At 40.5% G+C, this 17,467-nt stretch carries 19 protein-coding genes and 1 riboswitch; of the genes, 1 reads left to right on the top strand and 18 read right to left on the bottom strand.

Annotated elements, in window-relative coordinates; genetic code table 11:
- Positions 1–56 precede the first annotated feature (56 nt).
- From ACTWPM_RS13945 to ACTWPM_RS13930, 4 genes are read right to left on the bottom strand one after another with little or no spacing between them, the layout of a single operon-like run.
- Positions 57–266 (bottom strand): hypothetical protein, encoded by a 210-nt coding sequence (locus ACTWPM_RS13945; protein ID WP_443133639.1) that lies wholly within the window; start codon positions 264–266, stop codon positions 57–59.
- The gene (locus ACTWPM_RS13940) at positions 244–855 is read right to left on the bottom strand and encodes a CPBP family glutamic-type intramembrane protease (protein ID WP_443133638.1); all 612 of its coding nucleotides are present in this window, start codon (positions 853–855) and stop codon (positions 244–246) included. The genes ACTWPM_RS13945 and ACTWPM_RS13940 overlap by 23 nt, the downstream gene beginning before the upstream one ends.
- A complete protein-coding gene (locus ACTWPM_RS13935) occupies positions 824–2,377 on the bottom strand; it encodes a RecQ family ATP-dependent DNA helicase (RefSeq protein WP_443133637.1) in 1,554 nt (517 codons plus the stop codon). Before ACTWPM_RS13935 ends, ACTWPM_RS13940 begins: the two co-directional genes overlap by 32 nt.
- On the bottom strand, positions 2,364–3,434 hold the full coding sequence (locus ACTWPM_RS13930) for a helix-turn-helix domain-containing protein (RefSeq protein ID WP_443133636.1): 1,071 nt from the start codon (positions 3,432–3,434) through the stop codon (positions 2,364–2,366). The genes ACTWPM_RS13935 and ACTWPM_RS13930 overlap by 14 nt, the downstream gene beginning before the upstream one ends.
- Positions 3,435–3,574: 140 nt before the next feature.
- Between ACTWPM_RS13930 and ACTWPM_RS13925 the strand changes: the two genes are divergently transcribed.
- Positions 3,575–3,823: a ferredoxin gene (locus ACTWPM_RS13925; RefSeq protein WP_443133635.1), complete on the top strand. Its 249-nt coding sequence runs from the start codon at positions 3,575–3,577 to the stop codon at positions 3,821–3,823.
- A gap of 49 nt (positions 3,824–3,872) precedes the next feature.
- On the opposite strand, the gene ACTWPM_RS13920 is transcribed toward ACTWPM_RS13925, so the two are convergent.
- The 14 genes from ACTWPM_RS13920 to ACTWPM_RS13855 form a co-directional block, all read right to left on the bottom strand.
- A complete protein-coding gene (locus ACTWPM_RS13920; protein ID WP_443133634.1) occupies positions 3,873–4,325 on the bottom strand; it encodes a helix-turn-helix transcriptional regulator in 453 nt (150 codons plus the stop codon).
- 105 nt (positions 4,326–4,430) lie between these two features.
- The gene (locus ACTWPM_RS13915; RefSeq protein ID WP_443133633.1) at positions 4,431–5,627 is read right to left on the bottom strand and encodes a hypothetical protein; all 1,197 of its coding nucleotides are present in this window, start codon (positions 5,625–5,627) and stop codon (positions 4,431–4,433) included.
- Positions 5,617–6,156 (bottom strand): RNA polymerase sigma factor SigX, encoded by a 540-nt coding sequence (sigX, locus tag ACTWPM_RS13910; protein ID WP_443133632.1) that lies wholly within the window; start codon positions 6,154–6,156, stop codon positions 5,617–5,619. The genes ACTWPM_RS13915 and sigX overlap by 11 nt, the downstream gene beginning before the upstream one ends.
- 796 nt (positions 6,157–6,952) lie before the next feature.
- Positions 6,953–7,495 (bottom strand): ECF transporter S component, encoded by a 543-nt coding sequence (locus tag ACTWPM_RS13905; protein ID WP_443133631.1) that lies wholly within the window; start codon positions 7,493–7,495, stop codon positions 6,953–6,955.
- 6 nt (positions 7,496–7,501) lie between these two features.
- The gene (locus ACTWPM_RS13900; RefSeq protein WP_443133630.1) at positions 7,502–7,903 is read right to left on the bottom strand and encodes a DUF4430 domain-containing protein; all 402 of its coding nucleotides are present in this window, start codon (positions 7,901–7,903) and stop codon (positions 7,502–7,504) included.
- 185 nt (positions 7,904–8,088) lie between these two features.
- Positions 8,089–8,268: riboswitch (cobalamin riboswitch) on the bottom strand.
- Between the two features lie 48 nt (positions 8,269–8,316).
- A complete protein-coding gene (locus ACTWPM_RS13895) occupies positions 8,317–10,101 on the bottom strand; it encodes an ATP-binding protein (protein WP_443133629.1) in 1,785 nt (594 codons plus the stop codon).
- On the bottom strand, positions 10,101–10,817 hold the full coding sequence (locus tag ACTWPM_RS13890; protein ID WP_443133628.1) for a response regulator transcription factor: 717 nt from the start codon (positions 10,815–10,817) through the stop codon (positions 10,101–10,103). The genes ACTWPM_RS13895 and ACTWPM_RS13890 overlap by 1 nt, the downstream gene beginning before the upstream one ends.
- A 92-nt stretch (positions 10,818–10,909) precedes the next feature.
- Complete coding sequence (gene ccsB / locus ACTWPM_RS13885; RefSeq protein ID WP_443133627.1) at positions 10,910–12,100, bottom strand: c-type cytochrome biogenesis protein CcsB; 1,191 nt, start codon at positions 12,098–12,100, stop codon at positions 10,910–10,912.
- 28 nt (positions 12,101–12,128) lie between these two features.
- Entirely contained in the window at positions 12,129–13,763 is a 1,635-nt protein-coding gene (gene resB / locus ACTWPM_RS13880) for a cytochrome c biogenesis protein ResB (RefSeq protein WP_443133626.1), read from the bottom strand.
- Positions 13,764–13,791: 28 nt separating this feature from the next.
- Positions 13,792–14,346, bottom strand: coding sequence for a thiol-disulfide oxidoreductase ResA (gene resA / locus ACTWPM_RS13875; RefSeq protein ID WP_443124211.1), 555 nt, complete (start codon positions 14,344–14,346; stop codon positions 13,792–13,794).
- 53 nt (positions 14,347–14,399) lie between these two features.
- Complete coding sequence (locus ACTWPM_RS13870) at positions 14,400–15,128, bottom strand: pseudouridine synthase (protein ID WP_443133683.1); 729 nt, start codon at positions 15,126–15,128, stop codon at positions 14,400–14,402.
- Between the two features lie 139 nt (positions 15,129–15,267).
- The gene (locus tag ACTWPM_RS13865) at positions 15,268–15,783 is read right to left on the bottom strand and encodes a spore maturation protein (RefSeq protein WP_443133625.1); all 516 of its coding nucleotides are present in this window, start codon (positions 15,781–15,783) and stop codon (positions 15,268–15,270) included.
- On the bottom strand, positions 15,780–16,370 hold the full coding sequence (locus ACTWPM_RS13860) for a nucleoside recognition domain-containing protein (protein WP_443133624.1): 591 nt from the start codon (positions 16,368–16,370) through the stop codon (positions 15,780–15,782). The genes ACTWPM_RS13865 and ACTWPM_RS13860 overlap by 4 nt, the downstream gene beginning before the upstream one ends.
- Positions 16,358–17,449, bottom strand: a complete 1,092-nt coding sequence (locus tag ACTWPM_RS13855) for a D-alanyl-D-alanine carboxypeptidase family protein (protein ID WP_443133623.1) — start codon at positions 17,447–17,449, stop codon at positions 16,358–16,360. The genes ACTWPM_RS13860 and ACTWPM_RS13855 overlap by 13 nt, the downstream gene beginning before the upstream one ends.
- Positions 17,450–17,467: the final 18 nt, after the last annotated feature.

Here is a 17,467-nt window from a genome sequence, read left to right as displayed (position 1 = left end):
CATAATAAAGCCCTGCCTTTTGTAGACAGGGCTGTTTCATTTTCGTTATTATTTTTCTACTTTAGAATCAGCAATAAGGTGACGAAAATGAATAGGAAAATAATGATATAACGAACCCATAGAGGATTTACTCCCCACTTGGCCAAAAAAGTTTTAGATTTATCTTCATCCCGGCGTGGAGGTAAATCCAAAGTGTTCATAGTTTCACTGGTTAATCTTTTCTCATTCACATTCCTTATACCTTCACTCTGATGGGATTGAGTCATTTGATTCCCCCCTATTCCCTAGACGTATCCACATGGCAAGGACCACATCTATAATAAAATGAGCAGTAATTGTAACCAAAAGGCTGCCTGTTAATTCAAACATATATCCAATAAAAAAGCTCACAAACAATACAGAGATTAAAAGAACGAATTTTGATAAATAACGGAAATGCAGAAGAGCAAATAATAAACTAGCTGCCAAATACCCATATTCCGTATGTAAGACACCTCTAAATAACATTTCTTCGCTTACAGCGACTAATAAAGTAACTCCAATGATACCTGGTATGGATCGATTTTTAAATACTTTGTTATTAATACCACCATCATCGTAATATTTTGGGGGAAGGGTGGTCATCAATATAAAATCGATCAACAGAACAATTACCCCTGGCAATATCCCGAACCACACCCAATCGGTAAACGTTACTTGAAATATGGATTTCCATTCTGACCAGAAGGAGTCAAATAGAAAAAAGCTTCCCAGTATAGAAAGAATTAAAAGTAAAAGCTGAGTAAGAATCAGTTGAAGCGTGACTTCCTGATCCGTCATCAACTTAATAACCTCTGCCTGTTTTTTTCGTTTCATACCTCGCCCCCTGTCCAAAGATAATTGCTAAACGTTCTTTCCAAGAATCGATAGTTTCATGGACCTCGGTCTTTTCAAAGTTCAAAGTATCCATAGTAAATCCACAAGCATCGCAGCAGGGTACTATGGGTTCACGAATATCTTTTTGAAAGGATTCATATAAACTCTTTCTTCTACATGCAGTTTGATGTACCCACTGGAGCATTTCGGTTAATTTTCCCTGTTTGTAATTCCACCTCGTGTTTATTAAAGTCTCCAGACTATGTTCAATAACAGTTTCTTTAGGATCTTTTAAAATAGTTCTCTCTTCCAACACTTTATATTCTTCCAACTGGAAGCGTAAGAAGTTCCATTGAGACTCGGATAACTCCAGTCGTTCTGTCAATTTGTCGTCCGGAGGTATTACAGTATTCTCCTTCCATAACGTATTCAGATGACTTAACACACTTTGCACCAGATCCATTTGCGGCAATTCACTTTCGATTAACATCTGAGGAAGATAGTGATCCTTTGGACCATAAAGTACTAAGCTCGCACAGGGCTTCCCATCTCTACCAGCTCTTCCAACCTCCTGGATGAATGATTCCAGCTGGGAAGGCGGATGAAAATGAATAACCAGGCGGATATTAGATTTATCCACTCCCATTCCGAAGGCGCTCGTGCAGCAAATGACATCGAGTTGATCATTCATAAATTGCTGCTGGACCAGCATCCTATCCATTTGATCCATTCCTCCGTGATAAAAAGCCACCCTTTGTTTGAGCTTAGTCTGGAGTGTATAAGCTGCTTTTTCGGCCCATTGCCTGCTCGAAAAATATATCATCGTAGGTACTGCCTGATCGGAAAGTAGCTGAATCAATCGATCTATTTTTTGATCAGGGGCTGCATAGTGCTCAACCGCGAAGCTTACATTCTGCTTGTCCATTGGATAAATATGTTTTTCCATTTGAGGACGCTTTAATTTATCCATAATATCAGTTTGAACTTCCGGTGTTGCGGTTGCACTTAAAGCGAGGACCGGCGGTTCGCCCAAATCGGAAATGGTTTGATGCAATTTTAAGTAATCCGTTCTAAATTCATGGCCCCATTGTGATATGCAATGAGCTTCATCAATAACAAACAAACTAACGTTAAGCTTCACAAGATGCTGTTTAACCCAATTATTCTGGAGTAATTCTGGGGACATATAAATAAGATCATATTGATTCAGCTGTTCCAACGTTTTTCTGCGCTCTGCACGATCCATAAAACTATTTAATGCGACGACTGACTTATAGCCTGATGCTTTCAACTGTTTCACTTGGTCAATCATTAAAGAAATCAAAGGAGATACCACAATTGCAGTTCCAGATTGGATCTTTGCGGGCAGCTGATAGCAAAGGGACTTACCTGTGCCAGTAGGTAAAATCCCGAGAACATCGTTACCAGATAAAATGGACTCGATAATTGGCTTCTGTCCTTCACGAAACTGAGAAAAACCGAAGTGTTTTTCTAATTGAAAAGATAAATCATACATCTGCATAAGATTGTCCTTTCGCTGTTAACTTATTACCTTTTGCTAAAGCCAGCCTAATTTGAAAATAATTGAATTGACCATTAAGAGCCTGGTGAATTTGTTTTAAACGCAAAGTTTTCATATGATCAGCTGCTGTTAAAATTCTTTGCTGATCCTTATCACTAAGAAAACGGTCAATTGAAAAATCAGGTATAACAAGCGCTGCTTCAACTATATGATCCTGAATTGTACTTTTTTTCAAACGGCGTTTATCCACAATCGCTTCTAATGTCCACCCTTCCTTTAAATAATGATACGTATGCTTAGCTGACTGAGTGATCATAGTCTCACAATCTAAACCACTAGTGCAGGCAAAAAGAAAAGGATAGGACCTTGGTTCTTTTTTAGCTTCGTGGAATAAATAATAAAGTACATGCTGAATACATAAATAAGCATCTTCCGTTGTAACCTTATATTTATGCTTCAATTGTTCATAAGTAAGCCCTATAACTTCAGCCCCGCTCAACCGAAAAGTGAACAGTTCTGACTCTAATTGGGATCGGTTATTCAAAAGAGCCAAAATTTCATTATACATTCCTTCGACTTCTAAATGCAGGTTATGGGGAAGAGAAGCATAGTAACGTTTAACCCACCTTTGCGCTTTTGGGTCTTCGATAACAGGGATAAACGAATAATTGCCTGCATGAATTGAAGTAATAGTTTGTATAACAAGTAAAAGTCTGTATTCAAATTCCCTAATATTACGGTGATCATTCATTCCGCTAAAATATTCAAATGAAGGCCCTCGATAATTATCAAGATAGCGAACCCCTTCAGGTGTAATGATTGGTGATGTTCCATCTTCCAGATAAATTAAATGGTTGTTTTCGATGCGCTTGAATCTCTCTTCAAATACATCACGATCCAACCTTTCATATATGCCAAAATAACGTTCTAATGCGTAACCCTTGGCATCCTGCAAAGTTTGAGACGAACGTTTTCCTGTTAATAAGTTATATATTCCGGAAATCGTTCGTTCTCCATTTAACTTTCGTACACACGTCAAAAGAATAACTGTAAACACCCCGGTTTCCTCCTTCCAGATGATAGGGAATCTACCGTTCGTGTTGAAAACTCCTGGCGGGAGTTTTACAATAACTATGTACCCTATTTATTTTCAATTTTCCTCTTCGTGAGTGAACATACAAAGGAGGATCATCATTCGTGGCTAAATATACGATGGTTGATCAAGAAACGTGTATCGCATGCGGTGCTTGTGGAGCAGCTGCTCCTGACATATATGATTATGATGACGAAGGGATTGCTTATTCTGTACTCGACGATAACCAGGGTGTCTCGGAGGTACCTGAAGTCTGGCAAGACGACATGGAAGATGCTTTTGATGGCTGCCCTACGGATTCTATTAAAATTGCAGAATCACCTTTCGAAGGCGATGCATACAAGCACGAATAAAAATAAGGACCTCTTCGTTATGCGAAGGGGTTCTTTTTTTTAGTGGATCCTATGTGTTACTCAACTGCGCAAACCTTTTGTAAGCTTCTTCCTCATCAAACGTAGAAAACCATCGAATATATTGACGATCTATGATTCGGAAATGCTTGCTGATCATATTTTGCTGCAGAAAAAAATCGTCACTTTCATTGAGCGAGGTCCACCAGACCTTTCTTCCCATCGTTTTTCCCACCGGACGCTCTACTTGATGGTGGGCAATGGTTTCCGTAATCTCAAGTGGTGCATCACCAAGTACACCTTTTAGAACCTCACTATCCTGAAAAAGAGCACACACGGCAACCACTGTGGTCCAGCCCGCAACCGTTCGTCCCTTCTCAATTTGGACAAGAGTTTTTTTAGACAATCCAAGCACTTCAGCCATCCTTGTTTGCGTATAGCCATATTCCACACGTATCAGTTTTATTTTTTCAGACACTTGGACCCTTAACTGATCTTTATCCATCTTATATCGTCCCCTTTATAACGTCCTCCTAATTTTAACATGTCCACTCCCCACCTACCTATTAAAGTGATCAAAAACCCCGTATCGATAATACGGGGTTTTAGGTTATTGATTCACATCTATTGGATTGATAAAGGTGGGTACCGGGACAGGTTCGTTTAAGTTGTAGTATGAATTTATTTCCTGATTTATATTATCAAAGATCACTTCATTAAAACCGAAGTTCTCAGCTGTAGCTAACACCGCATCAATCATCATCATTAATTGCTCATCGCTTGCCCATGAATCGTGTTCAACAGTCACCGTTAGAACAGATCCTTCCGCTGCAACCGAAGAGAATGTTACGTGATTTGGTACAGCAGAAGCTACGTTGTTATAAGTCTGCTTTTCTTTCATTCGATTTAACGCATCCTGAATGGAGAGCTCTCTCTCTGCCTTTATAGGAACAAGAAATTGACGCTCGCTGCCCTGATCGCTGTATATTTGATAAAAATATCGTTTTTGTTCAACGACAGGAAGGGTGTTTATTTTTCCAAAATTGCCAAGGACGACTGGTGATCCACTCTCAGTCTTAAGCTTAATGCTTTTCACATCATAAGGGTACAATCTCCAACGGATACTCTCAGATATAATGGACGTGTAAGCACTGCCGCTTATGGAAAAGTTATCCGGAAAGATTACCTCAGCCTCGTTTCTTTCTTCATCGATATCAAAGGTTAAATCCTTGAGTAAATCTTCAGCCAGCCCCCACTCTTCAGCCTTAACGAGTGACGAAAGGTTTTTATCTTCCTGGTCATCAGGTTTTACTACTGTAAATGGTACGACTACCTCTCCATTTTTTCCAGGAAGAACATAAGACTCCATACCAGGAGAAGGGTTCGGAATTGTATAAGCTGATTCTGCATTTTCAATCGATTGAGCTCTTTGCTCTTCAGAAGGAAAATTATTACCTTCCTCTCTATTGACATCATCTTGTATTGAAGGTTTTTGTTGAGTAGTTTCTGCTTGGTCTTGAGCACGCTCACTTGCAGACTCAGTGGATGCTTCTTCCTGGTCTGATGACCCGCTATATTCATTTGAAGGTAGTGAACTCAAGAAAACAGGGAGAACAATTGCAAGGATAAGTAGTACAGCAACTGTAGCCATACTTGGAGTTATCCAGGGAGCGATCTTTCTTTTTCGTTTATTAAGCTTAGGCTCTATGGAGCGATAAAGATCTTCTTTGCTTTGCTTATCTTCTATCTTCGGAAATTCCTCTAACAGTTCTTTTAATTCATCTTCACTATAAGATTTACGCTTCACGCTGTACCCCCCCTTCCACGGGCTTATCCATGATCTCTTTCAAGGCTTTCATTCCTCGATGCTGAGTCGTTTTCACTTTACTCTCGCTCCAATTTAATATTTCTGCTGTTTCTTGTATAGACAGCCCTTGTATGAACCTGAAAATAATTACATTTCTTTGATCTACCGTACAGTTATCCAGTGCTTTATAAACTTGCTTCATTTCATCATTTTGAATTGCAATCTCATCCGGCAAAGAAGCATAATCTTTAAGCTGCTCCCCTTTTTCATTCCAATCAAAAAAATCCATAATTCGATTCCGTTTGCGTTTTTGCTTCCGGAAGTGATCAATCGCTACATGCCTCGCTATGGATAGCAGCCAAGTTTTTTCAGTACTCCGCCCGTCAAAAGAATCATAAGATTTAAGCACCTTTATATAAACTTCCTGGACAAGATCCTCAGCTAGATTGCGATCTTTGACCATGTAGATTAAATATTGAAACAAATCATGATGATAATTATCGTAAAGTTCGTCAAAGAACGTTTTCACTAATGGTACCTCCCACTTATCTATTTAGTCGTTATATGTATGAAAAAAGTTACATCACTATCTTAATATGAGGATTTAAAAAAAGATATAAAGGAAGGGCCCTTAAAAGGGATTTATAAATAAATGGATCTCTTAGACGTTCGTGTTAATTTTCACCAATGGCTTATTAAGCTAAAGGGCCGGATTGTGGAAGACTCAGTTTCGAGATATTTTGGGTCTGTTACGTTAGTTGGTGGAGGGCTGGTGGGGAAATAGCTCGCTTTCCTATGGGGGAACGGTGAGCTTCCTCGCTCGTTTCACTCCCTGCGAGATCTCACCTAGTCCCTATTCCCATGGGAGTCTCGCCATTTCCCCACCAACCCAGCCAAGGAGAATAACGGACCCTCTGAAAAGAGAGTATCCTATCCTCCTTACCCCGCCTGACTGCTTATATAACAGGCGATCCCGCATAGTTCCAGACTGGAAAAGTATTTACGCCCATGTGATTATTTCTTCTCAAACGGGTGAAGGATGAAGCCGTTTCGAGTTTCTGATTCGGCCAGGTCCGGAGGGGAACGGGGAGACTCCTGTGGGATCAACATGATAGGTGAGACCCCGGAAAGCTTTAGCTTGAGGAGGCTCAGCACATGCCCACGGAAAGCGAGTCGTTCCCCGCAGGACCTAACTCTCTCACTAGATATCTCGAAACTGAGTCTTCCAGTAACGGGAGCTTTACCTTAAAATTAATACGGAAGTTTAAAGAGCCAAATAGAAAGAAAAAACACAGGCGTCAGGGGATCCCTGGCATCCTGTGTTTTTAAGAACGATAATTCGTTGTTCCAACATACGGTGTTTGTTCAGTTAGCCCATTTCTCTTTTTGTACCGTTTAAACAATGTGCCTAAAACGGGAGAAAGAAATAGGATGAAGATGATATTGGAAATAGCATGATTCAGATCGTAAGGCAGGCCTGCCAAATAATAACCCCAGAAAGGCTGACCGATGGAACGCATGGTAAGGGAAATTACCAGCCCGAAGAATATACCTGAGAGAAATCCATATATGGAAAGGCCCCACACCGGGAAACTTGGCTTATACTTTCCAATAACGCCCGCAAGCAAACCGATGATTGACCATGCAAATACCTGCCATATAGTCCAGTAGCCCATACCAAGAAGTGTATTCGATACGATGGTTGTTAGGAATGCCATGATTAAACCGGCAGCGGGTCCCATCCAGAACCCTGTCAAAATGATAATTGCAGTGACCGGCTGCACATTTGGAACATGGCTTAAAGCAATTCTGCCTGCAACAGCTAATGAGGCAAGCATGGCAATTAAGGTAATTTTATAAATATTCATTTTCCATCATTCCCACGAATGATAATCAAATACAATCTCGTCGCCTTGTTTTAATTCGTATTCGTTGGCTCCTACCTGGGCTTCCTCCCCATTAATGGTGTACATCCAGGCCATTTTCTTTTCTTGATCTCCTGATATTCCTTCAATACTATTAATAAATCCGTCGCTTTGCTCCACTTCAAAATTATCTTCCATGACATTTAACAGGGTAGCGCCTTCCTCAACGGAAAGTTCTTTATCAGCTAAGGTTTCTTCTCCATTATTTTTGGAGATCTCTATTTGAACACTGACTTCCTGTTTTTCCTCTTCCTGAACGGCGTTAGCTTGCTCCTCTTTCTGTGTTCCACACCCGCTTAGGGTACCTGCCGTTAATAAGACCGCCACAATTAAAGCATAAAGTTTGTTCATCTTGCTTCCATCCTCTCATTTTTTAGTAATGGCTTTTTCGAAAGGACGAATGGACAACCTAACACTATGTATCCATCAAAAAAAGCCTGCCTTCGTTAAAGGCAAGCTTAAGACAAACCAGATGGTTTTAATTGAAATATTTACATAGAACCGATCGGTTGTCTCAAACGCTCAATCCCCGAAGCTTTGAAACATGGGATCAGGCAGGTCTACTGACTTGTGCGTCATCCTACTAAGGACCCTTCCCGTGCATTTGCACAGTGGAGCTTCCTTTTCGTCTTCACATACAGTTGCGAGGACAGTCCCGGCCTTTCACCGGGTTCCCATTTTAAGCCTTTTCAGGCACCTGAATCCACTCAATATAAAGTTATATACTCATTAATAGATTAACTCACTTTTTATCATTTAGCAACTTAGTTTTCGGTCAAATCTACCCTTTTGGGGATTCTGAAAGAAAAAGTTGTCCCCTCTCCCACTTTGCTGTGTACGCTGATCATACCATTATGTGCTTCTACAATATTTTTAGCAATGGCAAGTCCTAGACCAGTTCCTTTCTTGTGCTTAGATGCTTCTCTTTTTCTTGATTTATCTGCTTTGTAAAACCGCTCGAATATAAATGGCAGATCCTCTTCAGAAATTCCCTGTCCAGAATCATGTACAGATGCGGCCCATTCATGACCTCCATCTTCAATTATAACTTGTACGGATCCATGCTCAGTTGTATGTCGAATAGCATTATCAATAAGGTTTGTAAATACTTGTTCAATCCGATCCGCATCAAAATCCAGCCAGTCTAATTTTGAATCTACGTCTATCATCAACTCCACCTGTCGTTCTCTGGAAAGACCCTGAAACTTCCTCTCGATCTTATCCATGTAAGGAGCAATCTCTACAGATTCCACGTATAAATTAATATGACCTGCTTCCATACGAGCTAAGTCCAATAATTCATTTACCAGCCTGCCAATTCGTAAGGACTCATCATGAATGATCTGGGCGAGTTCATTCTTGTCCTCTTTACTCTCTGCAACATCGTCTACTATTGCCTCACTGTACCCTTGGAGCATCGAAATGGGTGTTCGTAGTTCATGAGAGACATTCGCTATAAAATCTTTGCGCAGTTTATCCAGTCTGCGCTCATCTGTCATATCTCTTAAGACAGCAACCGCACCTCTAATGGTGTCTTTATCATATAATGGTGTCATAATAATGACCCAGGAACGGCCTTGCAAAGATACTTCTGTCATTGCTTCTTGTTCTTTAGATATCACTTCATCGAACAGTTCATAAAGAGGAGCCGGAAGATGGGTTGTATCCAACACCCCTTCTTCATCATTCTCAAATTTATCGGCTTCCAAGTATTGTTGAGCAGGAGGGTTAGAAATCAGCACTTCTCCTTCACGATTAATGGTAATAACGCCATCTGCCATAGAGCGCAAGATGCTTGAAAGCTGTTCTTTTTCCTGATTTAAGGCATTAATATGAAATTTAAGCTGACGTCCCATACGGTTGAAAGCCATAGCAAGCTCTCCTATTTCATCGTGAGTCAAAATAGGAATCTTCGTATTAAATTCTCCTTTTGCCAGTTCAAGAGCCCCTTCGCGCATTTTTATCAGCGGAGAGGTGATCCGTGTAGATAAGAAAAATGCAAAGATCGTCGTTAAAATAATGGCAATCCCTGCTCCGAGGAAAATAATTTTGGTTGTTTGTTCAGAAGTTTCCTCTATGGTATCCAAGGACTGATAAACAAAAACGGCTCCATTTCTTTCCGTTAATGGAGTCCCCACCACCATAACCTCTGTATCAAACTCCCTTATTTCCGTAACCTTTTTCACATCGCGCCCTTCACTGATTACTTTCGATAAATCATTGTCGGAGGAGATCCAATTATAAGTCATTTCAGGTAGCGTCTGTGATTCGCTGTCACTAATTATTACTTCGTCCGGACCATAAGTAATCATTGCCCGGCTTGCAGGGTTCTTAACAAGCGCAGTAGTAGAAAGAAGCAAGTTTCTATCTTCATATCTCTCTACTACTTCTGTAATTTTAGAAGCCGTTTGAAGTAACTGACTCTCTGCTTGTTGGATATGATAATTCTGAAAAAATTCTAATAGTAAGACCGTTAGAATAAACAGGACAAAGCAAACAAGGAATAATATAGTAAACCACAGTTTACCTACTACACTGCGCCAGAACATTATTCTCCACTTACCTCGAACTTATAACCAATGCCCCATACTGTAACGATCATCCCCGCAGCATCAGCGGATACCTTACTCAACTTTTCTCTCAATCTTTTCACATGTGTATCCACGGTTCGAAGGTCACCGAAAAATTCATATTGCCAAACTTCTTTGAGAAGCTGTTCTCTGTGAAAAACTTTATCAGGGGACTGCGCCATGTAATTAAGCAGCTCATACTCTTTGGGAGTCAATGCTACTTCTTTTCCGTCGGCCGTTACACGATGAGCATCATTGTCGATGGTCATGTGAGGGAAGACCAGGACGTTCCTTGCAGAAGTATCCGTTTCCAAAAATTTAGTAGAAGAAGCGCGGCGAAGAAGAGCTTTCACTCTTAAAACTACTTCTCGCGGACTGAATGGTTTCACAATATAATCATCAGTCCCAACTTCAAAGCCTTGAACTCGATTTGCTTCTTCACCTTTAGCCGTAAGCATAATGACCGGTGTCGCTTTCTTTTCCCGCAGCTCTTTACAAACTTCTATGCCGTCCATACCAGGAAGCATTAAGTCGAGCAGAATAACATCGTAATCCACATCAATTGCTTTTTTTAAAGCTTCATCTCCATCTGCTGCTTCGTCAATAATATAATTTTCCCTTTCTAAGTACATGCGGATCAAACGTCGAATACGTTCTTCATCATCAACTACTAATATTCTGGATTCTTGTTCCATAAGTCTAACCACCCTTAATTAATACTAATCGTCACATTACACAAATAAAAATGGCAGGGGGGGTAAAAACCCTTCCTGCCTTTAAGAATAAATCATGCATAGGAGTGAAGTCCAGAAATCACCAAATTTACCGCAATTAAGTTAAACATGATGATTCCAAAACCACCAACGGCAAGCCAGGCAGACCTCATTCCCTGCCAACCTTTTGAAAGCCGCAAGTGTAAATAAGCCGCGTAGAAAAAGAAGGTTATCAAAGCCCACACTTCTTTCGGATCCCAACCCCAGAAGCGATCCCAGGCTTGCTGGGCCCATATCATGGCAAAAATAAGAGCACCTAAAGTAAATACAGGGAACCCAATAGCGACGGCACGGTAGGAAACTTCATCTACCAGTTCTGGATTTACTTTCTTCCTAAGCAAAGGCTGTAAGAAAGCTGCAACTCTTTTTCTCATCAGGAGTCTTGCTGCTCCATAAATTACGAGACCGCCAAGCAAGGCTAAGATAAAGGTATTTAGCTTAACCGCAGCATCCTCACCACGCATCCACCCCGGTGCCTCAACAAGGGGTTGCATAGCTTCCTCGGTAACCAGCTCTCCATCTGAAGGGCCGATAAAGGCAGGCATCTGATAAGTAATTTCCGTCTGCTGACCTTCAATTGGCGCTTGAAAAACCGATTGATAATTGAATGCACTAAAGGTAGACGATAGAACGATGAAAGCTATCACTGCAGCTATCGTATAAATGACGAACTCGAGCCAGGATGTATGCTTGCTGGTTTTGGACTGATCGACCTGGGAGATTAAGTAAATCAATCCAGCTACGAAGCTGACTGATAAAATACCCTGGCCAAGCGAAGCTGTAGTAACATGGATATAGAGCCAGTGTGATTGCAATGATGGTACTAGTGGAGAAATCTCAGTCGGAAACATGCTGGCAAAAGCTATGATTAACAAAGCTGTAGGCAATGCAAATAGACCAAGTAGATCCACTCTGTAAATAAAATACAGTACAATAAATGCAAACACCAGCATCATCCCGAAGAAAGTGGTGTATTCAAATAAATTACTAACTGGTGCATGGTGACTTGCAATCCATCTTGTTATAAAATAACCTACCTGGGTTATAAAGCCAAGAATAGCAATGGATATACCTATATTACCCGCTTTTCTGCTTTTCGTTCTCTTTTTGTCCCGGATCGTTGCCCCAAAGAAAAAAGTTGCGATCAAATAAAGGAAAAAAGCAGCATATAGTAAATTTCCACTAATTGCACTTAAATCTCCCATTTTTATCCTCCTCAAACACTAATAAATTCTATTCTTTCATTTCATACTGATCCCGGGGCTCCTGAATATGAGTTCCAGAAATCACTTTGTTTATCTCTTGTCTAAGAGCATACCAGTTCTTGTTCGTGTGCCCGGCAATCCATACTCCATTTCCCTTAGGCTGAAGCCAAATCCTCCGGTGGTTCCAATACATTCCCTGGATAACGCCTATCATAAAAATGGCACCACCCAAAGCAATAAGCGGAAGCGTGTGATCCTTCTTAACAGTGAGTCCTGTTACGTCACGGACATCGAAATTGACAAGTCCGATTTTATAGTTGTTGTCTCCACTTGCATCCACATTCGCTCCAATTCCTAGAAAGCTAGTTTCTGCTGCTTCGGAATCAGGAGGGTAAAGCGTAAATACAAAAGCAGGGTTTTTTGGAAATTTGGATACAGATACAGGCGCGCCATCCTGCATTTCATATTCAGGGAAATAATCATCTATCTCCACACGATAGCCGCTATCGAGAGTATATTCATTTTTAGGATCAGTCAAATCAACCGTAAACTCTCCATAGTTTGTATCTTCATTTCCTTTATCATGAATCTTAAATGTCATTTCTTTAAACTCATTCAACTGATAACTTGCTTGATAAAGAGCAAAATCATCAAATTTAATCGGATGGTTCATTTTAGCAGAAGTATCTTTAAGTTCTGTTAATTCTGGTTCCTTTCCAGGGACGATCTCATCAGTCCGTTCATAAATAACTGCGTTAGTCTGAAAGGTTTTTGGAATTGGTCCGCCTTGGTTTTGAATCGCTTCTTTAAAACGGGCATCTGTTTCATCGTTCTCATCGTAGGTTTCCAGGATAAAGTCTTTATTCTTTATATAATACTTACCTTCTGTTCCTGGAATCATGGAAGTTTCACCTTCACGTATCCATATGAAATCGTCAATATAAAATGCCGGAACAAACCGCAACAATGATCCTATCAAAAATATAATGAGACCTATATGGTTTACGTATGGCCCCCAGCGGGCAAACCGATTTTTTTCAGCAAGAATGTGACCATCCTGCTCGGAAATTTTAAATCGACGCTTTTTTAAATTCTTTTTGTAAAGCTCCAAATCTATCTGATTGGACTCTGTCACACCAAAAATACGTTGTTTTTTCATGAACATTTCATGGCGTTTTGGCTTTTGTTTTTTCAATGTCTTATAAAGAGGGAAAAACCGGTCGATACTGGCAATGACAATTGAAATACCAATCATGGCAAGTAACAGCATATACCACCATGAGCTAAATAAATTATGAAAACCAAGCTGGTAATAGATCTGTCCCAAAAGACCATATTGATCTCTATAGTGTAAAGCCGGATCTACGTTCGGAGGTATGTACATTTCCTGTGGAAGAATGGTACCCACCGCTGAAGCAATTAACGTAAGAACAATCAGCCATACACCAACCTTCACAGAAGAAAAGAAGTTCCAAATTTTGTCCACAATGGTGCGGTTATATGTTTGAGACCGCCGGGCACTGCCATCATACCTCATGTTTAAAAGCTTTTTATCTTCGTTCCCATTGATATGCTGGTTCCCTTCAATCGGCTTCCCACACGCTTCACATAGAACCGTCCCTTCCGGGTTCACATGACCGCACTCACATGTAATTTCATTCATATTAAAACCTCACAATATCAAGTAAACTCTACTCCTCAGGTACAATCTTCTGTAAATGGCCTTCCAATTTACTTAGCGTAAGTGGGCCAATTACTTTCTCTACAATTTCACCTTCAGAGTTGATGAATAAAGTCGCAGGGAGATTGCTCACGTTGTATAAATCCATAACCTGTCCGTTTTTATCTTGTAAAACCGGAAAGCTTAAACCATATTGGTCTATAAAATTCTGTACGACTATTTCAGTGGAATCGAGGTTAACTGCCAGGATTTCTACCCCTTTTTCTTTAAACTCAGGATATAATTCTTCCATATACGGCATTTCATCTTTACAGGGACCGCAGTACGTGGCCCAGAAATTAACCATAACTCCTTTTCCTTTTAAATCATTTAAGGATATACTTTCCCCGTTACTTCCAAATTTCTTCAGTTGAAAGTTAGGAGCTTGCTCTCCTTGAGCTATCACAGACTTCTCTTCTTTTGCGTTGGAAATAAGAGCAAATATAACCAACCCTGCCATTACGGCCAGAATAACTGTACGAAAAACGAGCCTTTTTCGCTTTTTCTTTAGTGTTTGTTCCTTCATATCATTCACTCCCAACTCATTATAACATTGATTGGAAACGGAAAATTTGAACGTTATTCAACATTTTTTTCTGCAAGCTGCCGAAGCTGCTTAACTTCGTGAGGTTTTAATGGACGTGAGTCTCCAGCGTTCATTCCATGTAAATCAAGCGTACCGTATCGTTCACGCTTAAGCTTATCGACAGGGTAACCTAGGGCTTCAAACATCCGGCGTACTTGTCGGTTTTTTCCTTCATGAAGAATTACTTGTATAATGGCACTGTTTTTTTTCGGGTCAGAAGAATTAATCTTAGCGTGGACAGCTTTTAAGTACTCTCCATCAACGTTTATTCCTTTTTTCAATTGCTGAAGCTGCTCTCGTGATGGAATTCCTTTGGTTTTTGCAATATACACTTTATCCACTTCGTGCTTTGGATGCATAAGAAGGTTGGCGAATTCGCCGTCGTTCGTTAAAAGGAGTAAGCCAGAGGTATCGTAATCCAGTCTTCCAATTGGAAAAATCCGCTCATCCACTTCCGGTAGATAATCGGTGACAACTTTACGGCCTTTATCATCGCTTACACTTGAAATAACACCACGGGGTTTGTAGAGCAAATAATAAACCGGGGCCTCTTTCACAATTGGCACTCCTTCTACCTCAACGTCATCATTCGAACTCACTTTTGTTCCAAGTTCCTTAACTACTTCACCATTCACTTTAACCTTTCCATCTATAATCATTTGTTCTGCTTTTCTACGAGAAGCTACACCTGCATGGGCGATTACTTTCTGCAGTCTTTCCATTTCCGCCATCTCTGGTCACCAGCCTTTTCACTCTTTAATCTATACACAACAGGAAGCCACGCTGATGTATTCCAGCGCGGCTTGTCAGCTCCTTAACATTATACACATTATATCTACATTTGCACAAAAAGTCATCCTATCAACTAAATAGGATGACCACAACTACTATAGAAGCTATTATACCAACCAAATCGGCCAATAGTCCAACCTTTAAAGCATCTCCCATTTTTTTAATTCCGACGGCCCCAAAATATATAGTAATGATATACAATGTCGTATCAGTACTACCCTGCATGACCGAAGCGAGCTGTCCGATAAATGAATCCGGTCCGTATGTTCGGATGAGCTCGGTTGTCATGCTTAAGGCTGCCGTACCCGATATGGGGCGTATAAAAGCAAGAGGAAGTATCTCTTCAGGAAATCCTACCGCTCTTGTTACAGGTTCAAAAAGGTGTAAAATAGCTCCCATAGCTCCGGAAGCTTGAAAAATAGCAATTGACACCATCATCCCTAATAAAAAGGGAAGTAATGATATAGCAATTTGAATACCTTCTTTACTGCCTTCTACAAACACCTCGTAAGCAGGAACTTTTTTAAGAGTTGCTGTAATGAGTACAATTAATATAATACCCGGGATTAACCATATGCTGATCATATCCTCATCAACCTTTTTCTGCGATAATAAAAATATCGATCAATTAAAAGGGCAGCACATGTTGAAATTATAGTTGCAAGAATAGTTGCACCTACAATGCTGGTAGGGTCTTCTGATCCGTATTTCATGCGAATAGCAATAACGGTGGTTGGAATTAAAGTAAGAGAGGATGTATTAATAGCTAGTAACGTTATCATAGATCTGCTGGCTTCCTGTGAGTCTGACAATCTCTTAAGTTCATTCATTGCTTTTAAGCCCATGGGAGTGGCTGCGTTTCCCAGTCCGAAAATATTAGCTGTCATATTTGAAAGAATGTAACCAAGAGCTGGGTCGTTTTCCGGAATATCTGGAAAAACTTTTCTTACAAAGGGTTTGAATAACTTAGCTAATCCTCTAAGTAATCCTGCCTCTTCCGCTATTTTCATAAGTCCAAGCCAGAATACAAGGACTCCGGCAAGACTTAGTGTAATCATGACAGCTTCATCAAGAGTAGAGAAAATTGCTTTGTTCACAGCCCCCATTGTACCGTTAAAAGCTGCATAAACAATTCCTACTACAGCTAGCAGGGCCCAAATTAAGTTGACCACGGCACCACCCCCGTAATCCTCCCAAGAAAACTTTTCATTCCGGATATAAGGGATTTTTTAGGCCGTTCATGCCATACTGATGCTTGAACGAGAGGAGTCTCCCCCACCATAAATTGACGCATACCCGCTAGATTGTCCAGTTCGACTCCATTGTATCGATAGAAAGTTGCTTTTACCTCTTCTTTTTCAGCTGCAGTAAGTGGGAAGTAAATATCACGTGGCAAGTAGTAGCTCTGGCCATTGGTTTCAACCGTACCTTCGGATTGAAGCTTAACCGTTTCAAAGTTGTCAAATCCCCACTCAAACATTCGCTGATGATCGTTCCAATCGTCTGGTGCATTTAACGTTACAGCAATTAATTCCATGCCGTCTTTCTCAGCACTGCTTACGAGGGTTCGTCCTGCTTTCTTAGTAAATCCAGTTTTCCCTCCATTTGCAGGTGCATAGTATTTAGTTAATAATTTATTTTTGTTCATCCAGGCATAGTCTCTGTTTTCAGAACGGAAGGATTCGCTTCCGGTAACTTCGCGGAAGGTTTCATTTTTCATAGAGTAAGCCATTAGTAAGGCAAGGTCATAAGCACTTGATAAGTGCTCTTCCCCATCCAGACCGTGAGGATTCTCAAAGTTACTGTGATTCATACCAAGCCAGAGAGCTTTCTCATTCATCATTTGCGTGAAACCTTCCACGCTTCCGCCTACATGCTCGGCAATCGCAACTGCAGAATCGTTTCCTGAACGCAACATTAAACCATAGACTAAATCCTTAAGAGGGATCTTTTCATTTTCGGTCAAATAAATAGAAGAACCTTCTGTATGTACCGCTCGACTGCTCACTTTTACTTTTTCTTCCATTTTACCTGATTCAATTGCTATAATTGCTGTCATAATTTTAGTTGTACTTGCGATAAGGGACGCCTCATAAGCATCTTTTTCATATAAGACGCGGCCTGACTCAGAATCCAGTAATACCGCATGCTCAGCAGAAACGGATAGGTTTGGATTTGCTTGGACTGGTTTAACTATAAAAAGTGATATAACCATTGCTAACGATAAAGAAGACAATATAAGCTTTTTCAACCGGGGGACCTCCCTGTT

Source organism: Halobacillus sp. K22, assembly GCF_052246795.1.
GTDB lineage: Bacteria > Bacillota > Bacilli > Bacillales > Halobacillaceae > Halobacillus.
The sequence above is the reverse complement of the archived record's forward strand: the minus strand, read 5'-3'. Positions and strand labels throughout refer to the sequence as shown.

Coding starts and splice junctions, on each gene's coding strand:
- ACTWPM_RS13945 (WP_443133639.1), bottom strand. CDS start 266: ATGACTCAATCCCATCAGAGTGAAGGTATAAGGAATGTGAATGAGAAA.
- ACTWPM_RS13940 (WP_443133638.1), bottom strand. CDS start 855: ATGAAACGAAAAAAACAGGCAGAGGTTATTAAGTTGATGACGGATCAG.
- ACTWPM_RS13935 (WP_443133637.1), bottom strand. CDS start 2,377: ATGCAGATGTATGATTTATCTTTTCAATTAGAAAAACACTTCGGTTTT.
- ACTWPM_RS13920 (WP_443133634.1), bottom strand. CDS start 4,325: ATGGATAAAGATCAGTTAAGGGTCCAAGTGTCTGAAAAAATAAAACTG.
- ACTWPM_RS13905 (WP_443133631.1), bottom strand. CDS start 7,495: ATGAATATTTATAAAATTACCTTAATTGCCATGCTTGCCTCATTAGCT.
- ACTWPM_RS13900 (WP_443133630.1), bottom strand. CDS start 7,903: ATGAACAAACTTTATGCTTTAATTGTGGCGGTCTTATTAACGGCAGGT.
- ACTWPM_RS13895 (WP_443133629.1), bottom strand. CDS start 10,101: ATGTTCTGGCGCAGTGTAGTAGGTAAACTGTGGTTTACTATATTATTC.
- ACTWPM_RS13890 (WP_443133628.1), bottom strand. CDS start 10,817: ATGGAACAAGAATCCAGAATATTAGTAGTTGATGATGAAGAACGTATT.
- ccsB (WP_443133627.1), bottom strand. CDS start 12,100: ATGGGAGATTTAAGTGCAATTAGTGGAAATTTACTATATGCTGCTTTT.
- resB (WP_443133626.1), bottom strand. CDS start 13,763: ATGAATGAAATTACATGTGAGTGCGGTCATGTGAACCCGGAAGGGACG.
- resA (WP_443124211.1), bottom strand. CDS start 14,346: ATGAAGGAACAAACACTAAAGAAAAAGCGAAAAAGGCTCGTTTTTCGT.
- ACTWPM_RS13870 (WP_443133683.1), bottom strand. CDS start 15,128: ATGGAAAGACTGCAGAAAGTAATCGCCCATGCAGGTGTAGCTTCTCGT.
- ACTWPM_RS13865 (WP_443133625.1), bottom strand. CDS start 15,783: ATGATCAGCATATGGTTAATCCCGGGTATTATATTAATTGTACTCATT.